The organism is Burkholderia sp. Tr-20390, assembly GCF_017104595.1.
In the GTDB taxonomy this organism is placed as follows: Bacteria; Pseudomonadota; Gammaproteobacteria; order Burkholderiales; family Burkholderiaceae; genus Burkholderia.
This window is the reverse complement of record NZ_JAAGPC010000203.1, coordinates 1-15,278: the sequence shown is the minus strand read 5'-3', so window position 1 is coordinate 15,278 and position 15,278 is coordinate 1. Positions and strand designations below refer to the sequence as shown.

Genomic DNA, 15,278 nt, shown 5'->3' with positions numbered 1-15,278 from the left:
GCCCGGCGGGCCGCCGCGCAACCCGCTCCCGCCCGCCGCCAGCGCCGTCCGCCGACCCGGCGTACAATGCCCGACGCGGCACCACGCCGTCCGAATCACGACGTTTCCCCACCATGTTCAATCCAAGCCGCGACGAAGTGCGTCGCTTTTTCACCGAGACCTGGCGCAAGCAGCGCGCCGGCGAGATCCTGACGCCGCTGGAAGCGATGGCAGCCGACTGGATCGTCGAGCATCCCGAATACCACGACGAACTCGCCGACGCCGATGGCGCGACCGCGCGCGAGTACACGCCCGAGGAAGGCCGCACGAACCCGTTCCTGCACCTGTCGATGCATCTCGCGATCAGCGAGCAGCTGTCGATCGACCAGCCGCCCGGCATCCGCGCCGCGCACGACAAGCTCGCGGCCAAGCTCGACTCGACCCACGACGCGCAGCACGTGATCATGGAATGCCTCGGCGAGACGATCTGGGAAGCCCAGCGCACGAGCACGCCGCCCGATACCGACGCGTACCTGCAGCGCATCCTGCGTCGCGCATCGCGCGACTGAGCGCCGCGGCGCCGGCCCACGGGCGCCGGCGCGCGGACAAAAAAATACCCCGCCTCAGCGGGGTATTTTTGCTGCGCGAGCCCGTCGGGCCCGTCGCGCTTACTTCTTGAACACGAGATCGGTTTCTTTCAGCGACTCGATGTAGGCCGCGATGTCCTTCATGTCGCTGACCGACAGGCTCTGCACCTGCGCCTGCATGATCGCGTTGTTGCGACCGAGCAGCGGATTCGTCAGGCCCATCTGGTACTGGCGCATCGCCCACACGAGATAGTCGGCGTGCTGGCCGGCAAGGCGCGGATATTCGGCGTTGATCGGCTTGTTCATCTGCGCGCCGTGGCAGGCAGCGCAGTTGTGCGATTCGACCAGTTCCTTGCCCTTCGTGGTGTCCGCCGCGTGCGCGGTACCGATCGCGAGGCCGGCCGCCAGTGCAACCGCCGCCGTCTTGAATGCGTTGTTCATGAATGCTCCTGTCCCGCCGGTCAGATCGGCGGCGCGCGCTTTACTTGTAGGGATTGTCCTTCGTGTCGGCCTTCTGGACGGCGTAGTACGCCGCCAGATCCGCGATGTCCTGGTCCGTCAGCGAACCGGCGATCGCATTCATCGACGGGAAGTGACGATCCTTCTTGCGATAGGCCTTCAGCGCGTTCTCGAGGTATTGCTGGTTCTGGCCGCCGAGGACAGGCACCCGGTAGACCTCCGGGTACGCCGCGCGGTAGTCCTGGATGCCGTGGCAACCGATGCACATGGCGGCCTTGCTCGCCCCGTCCTTCGGGTTGCCGACCACACCGGCCGCCTGCGCGCTGCCCGCGAGCGCCACGAGCGCTGCGACAACGACGTGTTTGCCGACGAATTTGTTCATAGCTCTTGTAACCTAGCTTGAGGGGAAACTGGCGCCGAAGCGGCAACGGCCCGCGCCGTTATGCTTATCAGGTCGCCACGCAGGCCAAAAAAAACGGCCAGATTGTACCGCGTCGGCAGGGAACGCGTCCACAAGGCACCCCGGTTCTCCCCGCCACAGCCCCGCAACGATACGCGGGCGTGGCCCAACCGGACAGCCCTTCTGACTTATACTGGGTTTTTTTCCCCGATTGAGAAGAGCGCCGCCATGCGTTTCGAAGGGTCCTCGCACTACGTCGCCACCGACGATCTGAAGCTCGCGGTCAATGCCGCGCTGACGCTGCAACGCCCGCTGCTGATCAAGGGCGAGCCCGGCACCGGCAAGACCATGCTCGCCGAGGAAGTGGCCGCCGCGCTCGACATGCCGCTGCTGCAGTGGCACATCAAGTCGACCACGAAGGCGCAGCAGGGCCTGTACGAATACGACGCCGTGTCGCGGCTGCGCGATTCGCAGCTCGGCGACGCGCGCGTGAAGGACATCTCGAACTACATCGTCAAGGGCGTGCTGTGGCAGGCGTTCGATGCCGAGCACCCGAGCGTGCTGCTGATCGACGAGATCGACAAGGCCGACATCGAATTCCCGAACGACCTGCTGCGCGAGCTCGACCGGATGGAGTTCCACGTGTACGAAACACGGGAAACGGTCCGCGCGAAGCACCGCCCGCTCGTCATCATCACGTCGAACAACGAGAAGGAGCTGCCCGACGCGTTCCTGCGCCGCTGCTTCTTCCACTACATCCAGTTTCCCGACCCGGCGACGATGCAGAAGATCGTCGCGGTCCATTTCCCGGACATCCGCGAGGAGCTGCTGCGCGCGGCGCTCGAGAGTTTCTTCGAATTGCGCGGCGTGTCGGGCCTGAAGAAGAAGCCGTCGACGTCCGAGCTGCTCGACTGGCTGAAGCTGCTGCTCGCCGAGAACATCCCGGCCGACCAGTTGCGCGGCGTGGATGCGAAGCAGATCGTGCCGCCGCTCGCGGGCGCGCTGCTGAAGAACGAGCAGGACCTGAGCCTGCTCGAACGGCTCGTCTACATGAACCGGCACAACCGGTAATCCTCTCTCACCCGCGAAGGCCCGGCCATGCTGCTCAATTTCTTCTACGCGCTGCGCGCAGCCAAGCTGCCCGTCTCGGTGAAGGAATACCTGACGCTGCTCGAATCGCTGAAGGCCGGGCTGATCTCGCCGTCGATCGACGCGTTCTACTTCCTCGCGCGGATGACGCTCGTCAAGGACGAGCAGTACTTCGACAAGTTCGACCAGGCGTTCGGCGCGTATTTCCACGGCGTGTCCGCGCTGCCGTCCGAAGCGTTCGACATTCCGCTCGACTGGCTCGAGAAGCGCCTCGAGCGCGAGCTGTCGCCGGAAGAGAAGGCGCAGATCGAGGCGATGGGCGGGCTCGACAAGCTGATGGAGCGCCTGAAGGCACTGCTCGACGAGCAGAAGGAGCGCCACGAAGGCGGCAACAAGTGGATCGGCACCGGCGGCACGTCGCCGTTCGGGCACGGCGGCTACAACCCGGAAGGCGTGCGCATCGGCGGCCCGTCGAACGGCAACCGCACCGCGGTGAAGGTGTGGGAAGCACGCGCGTATCGCGACTACGACGATTCCGTCGAGATCGGCACGCGCAACATCAAGGTCGCGCTGCGGCGGCTGCGCCGCTTCGCGCGCGAAGGCGCCGCCGAGGAGCTCGACCTGCCCGGCACGATCCGCAGCACCGCCGCGAACGCGGGCTGGCTCGACCTGCGGATGGTGCCCGAGCGCCACAACAACGTGAAGGTGCTGATGCTGCTCGACGTCGGCGGCTCGATGGATGATCACATCAAGCGCACCGAAGAGCTGTTCTCCGCCGCGAAGGCCGAATTCAAGCACCTGGAATTCTTCTACTTCCACAACTGCGTGTACGACCACCTGTGGAAGAACAACCGCCGCCGCCACTCGGAACGCACCGCGACGTGGGACGTGCTGCACAAGTTCACGCCCGACTACAAGCTGATCTTCGTCGGCGATGCAACGATGAGCCCGTACGAAGTGCTGCAGCCCGGCGGCTCGGTCGAGTACAACAACCCGGAAGCCGGCGCCGTATGGCTGCGCCGCCTCGCCGACCAGTTCCCCCATCATGCATGGCTGAACCCCGAGCCCGAACGGCTATGGGAATACCGGCAGTCGGTCGCGGTGATCCGCGACCTGCTCGGCCATCGCATGTATCCGCTCACGCTCGCGGGCCTCGAAACCGCGATGCGCGCACTCAGCAAGTAACGACACCCACCAAGCACGAAGGCCGCGTCCGAGCGGCCTCCCCCGGAGATAGCATGAACCCCTCGCCCACCGCGAGCGCCAGCCGCGCCGGCGGCCGCCGCTTTTTCGCCGATACGTCCGTCTCGGCCCTCGTCGCCGGCTTCGTCGCGATGATGACGGGCTACACGAGTTCGCTCGTGCTGATGTTCCAGGCCGGCCGCGCCGCCCACCTCACCGATGCGCAGATCTCGTCGTGGATCTGGGCGCTGTCGATCGGCATGGCGTTGACGACGATCGGCCTGTCGCTGCGCTTTCGTGCGCCCGTCGTCGTCGCGTGGTCGACGCCCGGCGCCGCGCTGCTGATCGCGTCGTTGCCCGGCGTGCCCTACCCCGAGGCGATCGGCGCATTCGTCGTCTGCGCGGTGCTGCTGACGGCCATCGGCGTGAGCGGGCTGTTCGACACGTTGATGCGCAAGATTCCGGCCGGCATCGCAGCCGCGCTGCTCGCGGGCATCCTGTTCGAGATCGGCATCGAGATCTTCCGTGCCGCGCAGTTCCAGACGGCGCTCGTGCTCGCGATGTTCTTCACCTACCTGATCGTCAAGCGGCTCGCGCCGCGCTATGCGATCGTCACGACGCTGATCGTCGGCACGGCAGTCGCCGGTGGTCTCGGCCTGCTCGACTTCAGCGGCTTTCACATCGCGTTCGCGAAGCCCGTATTCACGATGCCCGCGTTCTCGATCGCATCGATCGTCAGCATCGGCATTCCGCTGTTCGTCGTCGCGATGGCGTCGCAGAACGTGCCGGGCATCGCGGTGCTGCGCGCGGATGGCTATCAGACCCCGTCGTCGCCGCTGATCGCGACCACCGGCCTCGCGTCGCTGCTGCTCGCGCCGTTCGGCTCGCACGGCGTCAACCTCGCGGCAATCACGGCCGCGATCTGCACCGGCCCGGAAGCGCACGAGGATCACGCGAAACGCTACACGGCCGCCGTGTGGTGCGGCACGTTCTACCTGGTCGCGGGAATCTTCGGCGCGACGATCGCCGCGCTGTTCGCGGCGCTGCCGAAGGCGCTCGTCGTGTCGGTCGCCGCGCTCGCGCTGTTCGGCTCGATCATGAGCGGCCTCGCGAACGCGATGCAGGACGTGAAGCAGCGCGAAGCCGCGCTCGTCACGTTCATGGTCACCGCGTCGGGCCTCACGCTGCTGTCGATCGGCTCGGCATTCTGGGGGCTCGTCGCGGGCGTCGTCACGCAGGTGATCCTGAACGCGCGCCGCCCCGCGTGACGCGGCTTAGCGCCAGCCGCCGCGGCCTTCGGACACGCCAGAACGTGCCCGACACGAATCGGGCCTAGAATAGCGGATCGGAGGCGGCGCCCGGCGCCGCCTCGCTTCGCCGCCGCGTTCGCGCGGCCCGTGAGAACCCGGCGCCTTGCGCCCTTCTTCCGAATCGCCATGACTACCGCACTCGACCAGCTGAAGCAGTACACGACCGTCGTCGCCGACACGGGCGATTTCCAGCAGCTTGCGCAATACCAGCCGCAGGACGCGACCACGAACCCGTCGCTGATCCTGAAGGCCGTCCAGAAGGATGCGTACAAGCCGATCCTCGAGAAAACCGTCCGCGATCATCGCAACGAAAGCACCGATTTCATCATCGACCGCCTGCTGATCGCATTCGGCACCGAGATCCTGAAGCTGATCCCGGGCCGCGTGTCGACCGAGGTCGACGCACGTTTGTCGTTCGACACGCAGCGCTCGATCGACAAGGGCCGCGAGCTCATCAAGCTGTACGAAGCAGCCGGCATCGGCCGCGAACGCATCCTGATCAAGCTCGCATCGACGTGGGAAGGCATCCGCGCGGCCGAAGTGCTGCAGAAGGAAGGGATCAAGTGCAACATGACCCTGCTTTTCTCGCTCGTGCAGGCGGCTGCATGCGCGGAAGCCGGCGCGCAGCTGATCTCGCCGTTCGTCGGCCGCATCTACGACTGGTACAAGAAGCAGGCCGGCGCCGAGTGGAATGAAGAGAAGGACGGCGGCGCGAACGATCCGGGCGTGCAGTCGGTGCGCCGCATCTACACGTACTACAAGACGTTCGGCTACACGACCGAAGTGATGGGCGCGAGCTTCCGCACGACCAGCCAGATCACCGAGCTCGCCGGCTGCGACCTGCTGACGATCAGTCCCGATTTGCTGCAGAAACTGCAGGACAGCAACGAGACGGTCACCCGCAAGCTGTCGCCGGAAGCGCTGCAGGACAAGCCCGCCGCGCGTGTCGCGATCGACGAGGCCGCGTTCCGCTTCCAGCTGAACGACGACGCGATGGCGACCGAAAAGCTCGCCGAAGGTATCCGCGTATTCGCCGCCGATGCGGTGAAGCTCGAGAAGCTGATCGACTCGCTGCGCTGAGCCGCTGAGCCGCTGCGCCGCTGAGTCACTGAGCCACGACAAGCGTCAGCGGCTGTCAGCAACACAGGCAACAGCCGTCAGCACGCACGCCGCATACGGCCGCGAACATCATGTTCGCGGCCGTTTTATTTTTCATTCCATCGTCAAGCACGCGCACTACAATCCACGTCACGGGTGCACCGGCCGCCTCCCGAGGCCCCCTTTCCCAGTCAGTCTTGTACGACGCCGAACCCGCGCAGAAGCGCAGGCCGGCCCCCTCAATACAGGAGACAACGATGCAAGTCCAACCGTACCTGACGTTCTACGGTCGCGCCGACGAAGCCCTTCAGTTCTACGAAAAGGCACTCGGGGCGAAGACGATGTTCAAGATGCACTTCAAGGACGCGCCGCCGAATCCCGACTACCCGATGACGCCGGAGATGGCCGACAAGGTGATGCACGCGAGCTTCACGATCGGCGAGTCGATGATCATGTGCTCGGACGGCGACTGCAGCCAGCCCGGCGGCGGCGTGCACGCCGGCTATTCGCTGTCGCTGAACCCGGCGACGGTCGAGGAGGGCCAGAAGCTGTTCAATGCGCTCGCCGACGGCGGCGAAGTGACGATGCCGTTCGGCAAGACGTTCTGGGCGCTCGGCTTCGGGATGGCGAAGGATCGTTTCGGCGTGCACTGGATGGTCAACGTCGAGGATCTGTCGCAGCGCGAGAACCTCGCGGAGCGCGCGCAGGGATAACACGAAAGACAAAGCCCGCCACCTTGCCGGTGGCGGGCTTTTTCATTGCGTGGCCGTGCAGGCGGCGTCAGCCTTCCACCACGTCGAGATAGTCCTCCGGCCGCGTGCGATCTTCCGCATGCGCCATGCCCATCACGCGCACCAGCACGCTCACCACCACCGCCACCACCAGGTTCACGATCAGCGACCACACGGCTGCATAGCCGGGAATCGCGAGACCGAACAGGTGGATCGTGAAGATCGATCCGGCCAGCTTCAGCGAGATCGCCATCCACGTGCCGCACACGATGCCGGCCGCCCAGCCGGCCAGCAGGCCGCGATGGTCGAGCACGCGCGTGTACAGGCCGAGCACGATCGCCGGCAGCGTCTGGATGATCCAGATCCCGCCGAGCAGCTGCAGCTGGATCGCGTAGGTCAGCGGCAGCCCGAGGATGAACGCCACCGCGCCGACCTTCACGATCAGCGACACGAGCTTCGCGACATGCGTTTCCTGCTCGTGCGACATGTTGCGGTTCACGAACTCGCGGTGAATGTTGCGCGTGTACAGGTTCGCGGCCGCGATCGACATGATCGCCGCCGGCACCAACGCGCCGATGCCGATCGCCGCGAACGCGACGCCGACGAACCACGACGGGAAATACTGGAGGAACAGCGCGGGCACCGCGAAGTTCGGGCCGAACGCCTTGAAGTACGGCGCGTACTGCGGCATGTCCTTCACGCCCGATGCGAGCGCCATGTAGCCGAGCAGCGCGAGCAGGCCGAGCACGAACGAATACGCGGGCAGCATCGCCATGTTGCGACGGATCGAGTTGCCGGACGACGACGACAGGATCGCCGTCACCGAGTGCGGATACAGGAACAGCGCGAGCGCCGAGCCGATCGCGAGCGTCGCGTACGCGCTGTAGCCGTTCAGGCTCATCGCGTCGGGCGCCTTCAGCAGCAGCTTCGCGGGCGGCACGCTCGCGAAGATGTGCCCGAAGCCGCCGAGCTTCGCCGGGATCACGATGACCGCCGCGGCGATCGTGATGTAGATCAGGATGTCCTTGACGATCGCGATCATCGCGGGCGCGCGTAAGCCCGACGTGTACGTGTACGCGGCGAGGATCGCGAACGCGATGATCAGCGGCAGGTCGCCGACGAAGCCGGTCGTGTCGAAGCCGAGCGCGCCGATCACCACCTCGATGCCGACGAGCTGCAGCGCGATATACGGCATCGTCGCGACGATGCCCGTCACCGCGATCGCCAGCGCGAGCATCCGGCTGCCGTAGCGCGCGTTGACGAAGTCGGCGGACGTCACGTAGCCGTGCCGCTTCGCGATGCTCCACAGCTTAGGAAACACGACGAATGCGAACGGGTAGATCAGGATCGTGTACGGCAGCGCGAAGAAGCCCATCGCGCCGGCGCCGAACACGAGCGCGGGCACCGCGACGAACGTGTAGGCCGTGTAGAGGTCGCCGCCGAGCAGGAACCACGTGACGATCGTGCCGAAGCGGCGGCCGCCGAGACCCCATTCGTCGAGATGGGCGAGATCGCCGCGCCGCCAGTTCGCGGCCAGGAAACCGATGATCGTGACGCCGATGAACAGCAGCACGAAGACGAAGGTTGCGCCGAGATTCATCGCGCACCTCCCTGCGGGCCGCTCGCCTTCCACGCGTTCTTGGTCTTGAAGTACACGAACGCGGTGATCACCGCGCTAATGAAGACCCAAAGCAGCTGGTACCAGTAGAAAAACGGAAAACCCAACCATTGCGGTTCGATCTTGCTGTACGACGGTACCCAGACCATCGCAATCAGCGGCAGTACCAGCAGCCAGAGCCAGCGCTTGGCGGCCCGGTTGGCGTCGGCATCGTGAGCCATGACGTCTCCTCATCTTTCCCGGTTATCGATCTTGTTGAGCGGGTACGGCGCCGAGAGGAGCGCAAAACGGGTAGGCTGCGGCTCCCCTGGCTTCGCGCCAGTATAGGAGCCGCTAGCACGCGGTCAAGCGGGGGCGAACCCGAGTGATCCGCCCCTTGTCGCATGGTTGCACCGGCATGCCGCCGGTGCATGAAGCGTCAGATCGCGAACGCGGTGTCGCGTGCGCCGGCGGTTTCTTTCAAAGCTTTCACCCACTTGCGCGCGGGCAGCTTCAGCGTGTCCTCGATCAGCTTCGCGCGTTCGTCGAGCTGCGCGAACGACACGTCGAGCGCGGGGCCCGAGAACGCGATCGCGATCCGGTTGCCGTCATGCACTTCCGGCAGCGCGATCACGCGGTGATCGAACGCCGCGTTCAGGTGCTTCATGTTGCGCACGAAGCTCGGATGATCGCCGAACAGGTTGATCGTCGCGATGCCCGCATCGGCGAGGCAGCCGCGCACCGCGCGGTAGAACGCGACGCTGTCGAGCACGGGACCGCGCGCGGTCGCGTCGTACAGGTCGATCTGGATCGCGCCCGTCGTGCCGCGGTTGGCTGGATCGTTGACGAAATCCCACGCGTCGGCTTCATGCACGGCGAGACGTGCGTCGTCGGGCGGCAGCGCGAACATCGTGCGCGCGGCGACGATCACGGCCGGGTTCAGCTCGACGGCCTCGACCTTCGCGTGCGACAGGAAGCGGTGCGAGAACTTGGTCAGCGCGCCGGTGCCGAGCCCGAGCTGGACGATCCGCTCGGGCGTTTCGAGGAACAGCAGCCACGCCATCATCTGCTGCGCGTATTCGAGCTCGATATGCAGCGGCTTCGAGATCCGCATCGCGCCCTGCACCCATTCGGTACCGAAATGCAGGAAGCGCACGCCGCCCTCTTCCGAGAACGTGACGGGCGCGAAGCGCGGCTTGCGCGGGGCTTCGAGCACGGGCACGTCGTCGTGCTCGTCGATGTCCGGGCGGCGCTTCACGCGCGGCGGCTGGAGTTTTTCGGAGCCGTTGTACGCGGACGGCTTGCTGCGCTTGGACGCGCGCGCCTCGGCGGACGCGCGCTTGATCAGTCGGGTCATGTGTGAATCTCGCTGGGTGAAGCTGGTTTTAGCGGACGAGAGGATAGCATTGGCGGGACGATAGTCGCTGTCGGAAACCGATCCACCACTGCGTACCGTTGGCCTGTCACGTGCACAATCGCTGCGCGTGGACGACAATGCATTGAAATCGTGTTCGTGGAAGTCGCCCGATGAAGACCACCGTTTGTCAGCCCATCCCCATCGAACCCGAACTGCTCGCCGTTGCCGAACGCGTCCTGCGTGACGGCGAAACGCTGTCGAGCTTCGTCGAGCAATCAATCCGCGACGGCATCGCGTATCGCCGGCTTCAAAGCGCGTTTATCGCACGCGGCATTGCATCGCGCGACGAGGCGCGACGCACGGGCGAGTACGTTTCGTCATCCGACGCGCTCGCACGGCTGGAACGCCTGCTCGATACGATGAGAGCCCGCCAGCGACACGCTCGCTAACAAAAAGTCAGCGTAACAATCATCAGACAACGAGGAGCCACATGGCCTCGCACCACAAGACGATCTGGTTTCCGGCGAAGCGCTACGGCTGGGGATGGGGGTTGCCGGTCGCGTGGCAAGGCTGGCTCGTCCTGCTGCTCTTCGTGATCGGGATCGTCGTGGTTGCGACGCACGTGCCGCCCGCCCAGTCACCGCTGGCGTTCGCGGCTTGCATCGTGGTGCTGGTGGCCGCGCTCACGATCGTGTGCTGGCTGAAAGGCGAAAAACCGAAATGGCGCTGGGGCAAGGACGAATAAGCGACGATCCGTCCATTCATCAGGCACGAATCCCGTGCCACTGCGCGAGCTTCTGCTCGAACGTCAGCATCGCATTCGCCGGGCTCGATGAAGGCAGCACGAGCGTGTCGTACCCCGCCGCACCGATCACCTCCGCAAACCGCCCCGCCGTCTTGCCGTTGAAACACACGCGCTTGAGCAACGGCGCATGCTCGCGCAACGACGCGAAATCGTTCGGCTTCGCATGCCGGATCGCCGAATCGAGGCTGCCCTCGCGATGGCACGCGGCCAAGACATCCCAGATACCGATCCCGTGCGACAGCACACGCTCGAGCCGCGCGTCGTACGCGAACTCGTGCAGCCCGTGCTCGCCGAGCACCGTGCCGAGCAACCGCCAGAACTGGTTGCGCGGATGCGCGTAATACTGCGCGGCATCGAGCGACGCCTCGCCCGGAAAACTGCCGAGGATCATCGTGTGCGTATTCGCCGCGACGACCGGCGGAAAACCCCGCAACATCACGCGCCTCCGTCCGGCCCGCCCGAGCGCGGCCCGTCGCCGTGCGCATCGAGATGGCGCCACAGCGCCGGCAGCATGCACTCGGTGACCATCAACGGCTTGCCGTGACGCTGGAACACCGAGCGCCGCGCGGCGAACGAATGCGGCGCACGCGCCCCGTCAAGCGCATGGGTCGCCAGCGCATACAGCGGATGGCCGGCGATCACGCGCCGGCTGACGAGCGCCGAACGCTCGACCTGCGGATCGCTGTACAGCAGCTCCGCCAGCGGTCGCGTGCGCAGCCGCCGCATCGCCTGCCACACACCCTTGCTGGCCGCGAGCGGCGCGATGCTGTGCGCGGCGACGAACGGCGTGCCGTCGACCGACAGGATCACCTCGCGCACCCACATCGGCGCGCGCGGCGCACTGGCGAGCGCGTCCGGCTCGTCGAACCACGGGCAGTCGACGGCCTCGCGCGTCACGCGCACGTTCACGCGGCCGAGCCGCGCGAGGTGCGCGGTCAGCGATCCGCCGCGCGTCAGCCAGTCACGCTGGTCGAGCGTGCAGCCAGGCCGCGGCGTCTCGCGCCAGCCGGCCTGACCGCCGTCGAATCGCATCCGCGTGTTCACGCGGCGCGCGACAGCAGCAGCGCGTTGGTCCGCTTCACGAAGCTTGCCGGGTCGTCGAGCATGCCGCCTTCGGCGAGCAGCGCCTGGTCGAACAGCAGATGGCACCAGTCGCCGAAATCGGCGCTGTCGGCATTCAGCTGCTTCACGAGCGCGTGCTCCGGGTTGATCTCGAGGATCGGCTGCATCGCCGGCGCGTTCTGGCCGGCCGCCTTCAGCATGCGCTGCAGGTAGCCGCTCATGTCGTTGTCGTCCGCGACGAGGCACGACGGCGAATCGGTCAGGCGGAACGTGACACGCACTTCCTTCACCTTGTCGCCGAGCGCTTCCTTCATCTTCTCGACGACCGGCTTGATTGCCTCGCCCGCCTGTTCCTGCGCCTTCTTCTCCTCGTCGTTCAGCTCGCCGAGGTCGAGGTCGCCACGGGCCACGCTCGCGAGCGGCTTGCCGTCGAATTCGTGCAGGAACGACAGCATCCATTCGTCGACGCGGTCGGTCAGCAGCAGCACCTCGACGCCCTTCTTGCGGAACACTTCCAGATGCGGGCTGTTCTTCGCGGCCTGCCACGTATCGGCGGTCACGTAGTAGATCTTGCTCTGCTCGGGCTTCATGCGCGACACGTAGTCGGCGAGCGACACGTCCTGCGCGTCGGTGTCGCCGTGCGTCGACGCGAAGCGCAGCAGCTTCGCGATGCGCTCGCGGTTCGCGTGATCCTCGCCGAGGCCTTCCTTCAGCACCTGGCCGAACGCGCTCCAGAACGTCTTGTACTTCTCCTTGCCGGCATCCTCTTCCGCATTCGCGAGCTCTTCGAGCATCGACAGCGCGCGCTTCGTCACGCCTTCGCGGATCGCCTTCACGTCGCGGCTTTCCTGCAGGATTTCACGCGACACGTTCAGCGGCAGGTCGGCCGAATCGACGACGCCCTTCACGAAACGCAGGTACTGCGGCAGCAGCTGCTCGGCGTCGTCCATGATGAACACGCGCTTCACGTACAGCTTCAGGCCGCCGCGATAGTCGCGGTTCCACAGGTCGAACGGCGCATGCGACGGCACGAACAGCAGTTGCGTGTATTCGCTGCGGCCCTCGACGCGGTTATGCGTCCACGTGAGCGGATCCTGGTGGTCGTGCGCGATGTGCTGGTAGAACTGCGTGTACTGCTCGTCGGTGACGTCGCTCTTCGAACGCGTCCACAGCGCGCTCGCCTGGTTGACGGTCTCGTCCTCGTCCTTCAGGACCATCTCGCCCTTTTCCTGATCCCATTCTTCCTTCTGCATCAGGATCGGCAGCGCGATGTGGTCGGAATACTTCTGGATGATCGACTTCAGGCGGTGCGACGACAGCAGGTCGTCCTCGCCTTCGCGCAGGTGCAGCGTGATCGTCGTGCCGCGCTGCGCGCGCTCGATCGCGTCGATCGTGAAATCGCCCTCGCCCGCGCTTTCCCAGCGCACGGCTTCGCTCGCCGGCAGGCCCGCGCGACGCGTTTCAACCGTGATCTTGTCGGCGACGATGAAGCCCGAGTAGAAACCGACGCCGAACTGGCCGATCAGCGCCGCATCCTTCTGCTGGTCGCCCGACAGCTTCGTGAAGAACTCCTTGGTGCCCGAACGCGCGATCGTGCCGAGGTTCGCGATCGCTTCGTCGCGGCTCATGCCGATGCCGTTGTCGTCGATCGTGATCGTGCGCGCGGCCTTGTCGTAGCCGATGCGGATGCGCAGGTTCGGATCGTTCTCGTACAGCGCGTTGTCCGCGAGCCCTTCGAAACGCAGCTTGTCGGCCGCGTCGGACGCGTTCGACACCAGTTCGCGCAGGAAGATTTCCTTGTTGCTGTAGAGCGAATGGATCATCAGGTGGAGGAGTTGCTTGACCTCTGCCTGAAAGCTCATCGTTTCATGTGCCATGGATGCTGTTTCCTCTTACTTGAACTTGAATAGGGTGCCGCGAGCGCCCGGCGCGCGATGCCGGCCGGCCCGTGAAAGGCGACCGCCCGGCGCTAGCGGTTTGCGCGCGTATCTGGAGGCGGCACGCCCGATTTCAAGGGCGGGCGTGCCGCGCCGCTTCACGATGCGCGGCGCACGGCCGAATCGATATAGCGCGACAGCAGCGCCGGCAGCGCGGGATCGCCGCAGTTCGCGACGTTGAAGCGCATCCACGTGGACGGCGATTGCTGCGGTGAGAACAGGCTGCCCGGCGTCAGCAAAAAGCCGGCCTCGTGCGCGACCGCCGCGAGCGCGTCCGAATCGACACCCGTGTCGGCCCACAGGAACATCCCGGCCGCCGGCATCGTGAACAGGCCGAGCCCCGTGCGCTCGAGCATCCGCGCGGTCTTGTCGCGCACGCCGTCGAGCCGCGCGCGCAGCCGCTCGACGTGGCGCCGGTAATGCCCTTCGGTCAGGATCTTGTACAGCACGCGCTCGTTGAGCTCGGGCGTCGTCATCCCGACCAGCATCTTCTGGTCGGTGACCGCCTTCGCGATCTCCGGCGCGCACGCGACGTAGCCGACCCGCAGGTTCGCCGCGAGCGTCTTCGAATAGCTGCCGAGGTAGATCACGCGCTTCAACTGGTCGAGGCTCGCGAGGCGCGTGGCCGGGTAGCTCGGCGGGCACAGGTCGCCGTACACGTCGTCCTCGACGACGAGGAAGTCGTACGCCTCCGCGAGCTTCAGGATCCGGAACGCCTGCGCGGCCGACAGCGACGTGCCGGTCGGGTTCTGCAGCACCGAATTGATCACGAGCATCTTCGGTCGCCACATCTGGACGAGCGTTTCGAGCGCGTCGAGATCGGGGCCGTCCGGCGTGTACGGCATCCCGACGAGCTGCGCGCCCTGCGCCGCGAAGCGGCCGAACATCTGGAACCAGGCCGGATCGCCGACGATCACCGCATCGCCGGGCTTCACGTAGATCCGCGCGATCAGGTCGATCGCCTGCGTGATCCCCGACACCAGCACGATCTGTTCGGGCTTCGCGCCGATCTCCACTTCGGCGAGGCGCGTCTGCAGTTGCTGGCGCAGCGGCAGGAAGCCCTGCGCGGTGCCGAAGCCGAGCATCTGCGCGCCGGACTGGCGCCCGAGCGCGCGCAGCGCCCCGGTGATCAGTTCCCCGTCGAGCCAGCGGCCCGGCAGGTAGCCGAGACCCGGCCCCTTTTCCGGGCTGACGGTATGCAGCATGTTGCGCAGCAGCCAGACGACGTCGATCGTGTTGTGCACCGGCGCGGCCTCGGCCACGCGTGCGACGCCGTCGGCCGGCTGCGGGCCGGCGGCCGTGCGCTCGCGCACGTAGAAGCCCGAGCCGCGCCGCGAGTCGAGGTAACCCTGCGCGACGAGGCGCTCGTACGCCTCGACGACGGTGAAGCGCGACACGCTCTTGTCGAGCGCGAGCTTGCGGATCGACGGCATCCGCATGCCGGGCCGGAACACGCGTTCGTCGATGCGCCGTCGCGCCCACTGGACAAGCTGGTCGACGAGCGTGAGCGTGGCCGTGTCGTGCGGCACGGGAATCTGGGCGAGTGGGACGGTGGACATGGGCGGCAGCTCCAACTGTACCGAAGGCTATCGCGCCGATTGTACCGTTACTGTGCCGGTAGCGACGATTACAGTTGACCGGAATGGCGGCCGTGCGGCCACCGTTCCGGCCCCGCCGCACCTGGC

The 15,278-nt window shown here is 66.1% G+C and carries 17 protein-coding genes; 8 read left to right on the top strand and 9 right to left on the bottom strand.

The features are described from left to right. The first annotated feature begins 113 nt into the window (after positions 1-113). Complete coding sequence (locus tag G3N98_RS33815; protein WP_011352791.1) at positions 114-548, top strand: DUF1841 family protein; 435 nt, start codon at positions 114-116, stop codon at positions 546-548. A 99-nt stretch (positions 549-647) separates the two neighbouring features. Here G3N98_RS33815 and G3N98_RS33810 read toward each other — a convergent pair whose 3' ends face one another. Continuing rightward, positions 648-1,007 carry a cytochrome c gene (locus G3N98_RS33810; protein ID WP_011352792.1) on the bottom strand — a complete coding sequence of 120 codons (360 nt, stop codon included), beginning with the start codon at positions 1,005-1,007 and terminating at the stop codon, positions 648-650. A gap of 40 nt (positions 1,008-1,047) precedes the next feature. Further along, entirely contained in the window at positions 1,048-1,407 is a 360-nt protein-coding gene (locus G3N98_RS33805; RefSeq protein ID WP_011352793.1) for a c-type cytochrome, read from the bottom strand. A gap of 246 nt (positions 1,408-1,653) precedes the next feature. On the opposite strand from G3N98_RS33805, the gene G3N98_RS33800 reads away from it, so the two are divergent. From G3N98_RS33800 to G3N98_RS33780, 5 genes are all read left to right on the top strand, one after another. Continuing rightward, positions 1,654-2,496, top strand: coding sequence for a MoxR family ATPase (locus G3N98_RS33800; protein ID WP_089426034.1), 843 nt, complete (start codon positions 1,654-1,656; stop codon positions 2,494-2,496). Between the two features lie 27 nt (positions 2,497-2,523). Beyond that, complete coding sequence (locus G3N98_RS33795; RefSeq protein WP_034190734.1) at positions 2,524-3,699, top strand: VWA domain-containing protein; 1,176 nt, start codon at positions 2,524-2,526, stop codon at positions 3,697-3,699. 53 nt (positions 3,700-3,752) lie between these two features. Continuing rightward, positions 3,753-4,964, top strand: a complete 1,212-nt coding sequence (locus G3N98_RS33790) for a benzoate/H(+) symporter BenE family transporter (RefSeq protein WP_089473328.1) — start codon at positions 3,753-3,755, stop codon at positions 4,962-4,964. Between the two features lie 168 nt (positions 4,965-5,132). Further along, a complete protein-coding gene (tal, locus tag G3N98_RS33785) occupies positions 5,133-6,086 on the top strand; it encodes a transaldolase (protein WP_089473329.1) in 954 nt (317 codons plus the stop codon). Positions 6,087-6,361: 275 nt separating this feature from the next. Beyond that, positions 6,362-6,817: a VOC family protein gene (locus tag G3N98_RS33780; protein ID WP_089426037.1), complete on the top strand. Its 456-nt coding sequence runs from the start codon at positions 6,362-6,364 to the stop codon at positions 6,815-6,817. A 67-nt stretch (positions 6,818-6,884) separates the two neighbouring features. On the opposite strand, the gene G3N98_RS33775 is transcribed toward G3N98_RS33780, so the two are convergent. The 3 genes from G3N98_RS33775 to G3N98_RS33765 form a co-directional block, all read right to left on the bottom strand. Continuing rightward, complete coding sequence (locus G3N98_RS33775) at positions 6,885-8,435, bottom strand: sodium:solute symporter family protein (protein ID WP_089426038.1); 1,551 nt, start codon at positions 8,433-8,435, stop codon at positions 6,885-6,887. Next, complete coding sequence (locus G3N98_RS33770; RefSeq protein ID WP_011352801.1) at positions 8,432-8,674, bottom strand: DUF3311 domain-containing protein; 243 nt, start codon at positions 8,672-8,674, stop codon at positions 8,432-8,434. Before G3N98_RS33770 ends, G3N98_RS33775 begins: the two co-directional genes overlap by 4 nt. Before the next feature lie 197 nt (positions 8,675-8,871). Beyond that, the gene (locus G3N98_RS33765; protein ID WP_206150589.1) at positions 8,872-9,789 is read right to left on the bottom strand and encodes a spermidine synthase; all 918 of its coding nucleotides are present in this window, start codon (positions 9,787-9,789) and stop codon (positions 8,872-8,874) included. Between the two features lie 170 nt (positions 9,790-9,959). On the opposite strand from G3N98_RS33765, the gene G3N98_RS33760 reads away from it, so the two are divergent. After that, a complete protein-coding gene (locus G3N98_RS33760) occupies positions 9,960-10,238 on the top strand; it encodes a YlcI/YnfO family protein (protein ID WP_089473332.1) in 279 nt (92 codons plus the stop codon). Between the two features lie 41 nt (positions 10,239-10,279). Continuing rightward, positions 10,280-10,534, top strand: a complete 255-nt coding sequence (locus tag G3N98_RS33755) for a hypothetical protein (RefSeq protein WP_206150588.1) — start codon at positions 10,280-10,282, stop codon at positions 10,532-10,534. A gap of 19 nt (positions 10,535-10,553) precedes the next feature. On the opposite strand, the gene G3N98_RS33750 is transcribed toward G3N98_RS33755, so the two are convergent. The 4 genes from G3N98_RS33750 to G3N98_RS33735 form a co-directional block, all read right to left on the bottom strand. Further along, a complete protein-coding gene (locus tag G3N98_RS33750) occupies positions 10,554-11,030 on the bottom strand; it encodes a DNA-deoxyinosine glycosylase (RefSeq protein ID WP_089431546.1) in 477 nt (158 codons plus the stop codon). Continuing rightward, positions 11,030-11,626 (bottom strand): chorismate lyase, encoded by a 597-nt coding sequence (locus tag G3N98_RS33745; protein WP_206150587.1) that lies wholly within the window; start codon positions 11,624-11,626, stop codon positions 11,030-11,032. The genes G3N98_RS33750 and G3N98_RS33745 overlap by 1 nt, the downstream gene beginning before the upstream one ends. An 8-nt stretch (positions 11,627-11,634) precedes the next feature. Next, complete coding sequence (gene htpG / locus G3N98_RS33740) at positions 11,635-13,533, bottom strand: molecular chaperone HtpG (RefSeq protein ID WP_089495382.1); 1,899 nt, start codon at positions 13,531-13,533, stop codon at positions 11,635-11,637. 158 nt (positions 13,534-13,691) lie between these two features. Further along, positions 13,692-15,152, bottom strand: coding sequence for a PLP-dependent aminotransferase family protein (locus G3N98_RS33735; protein ID WP_089426047.1), 1,461 nt, complete (start codon positions 15,150-15,152; stop codon positions 13,692-13,694). Positions 15,153-15,278: the final 126 nt, after the last annotated feature.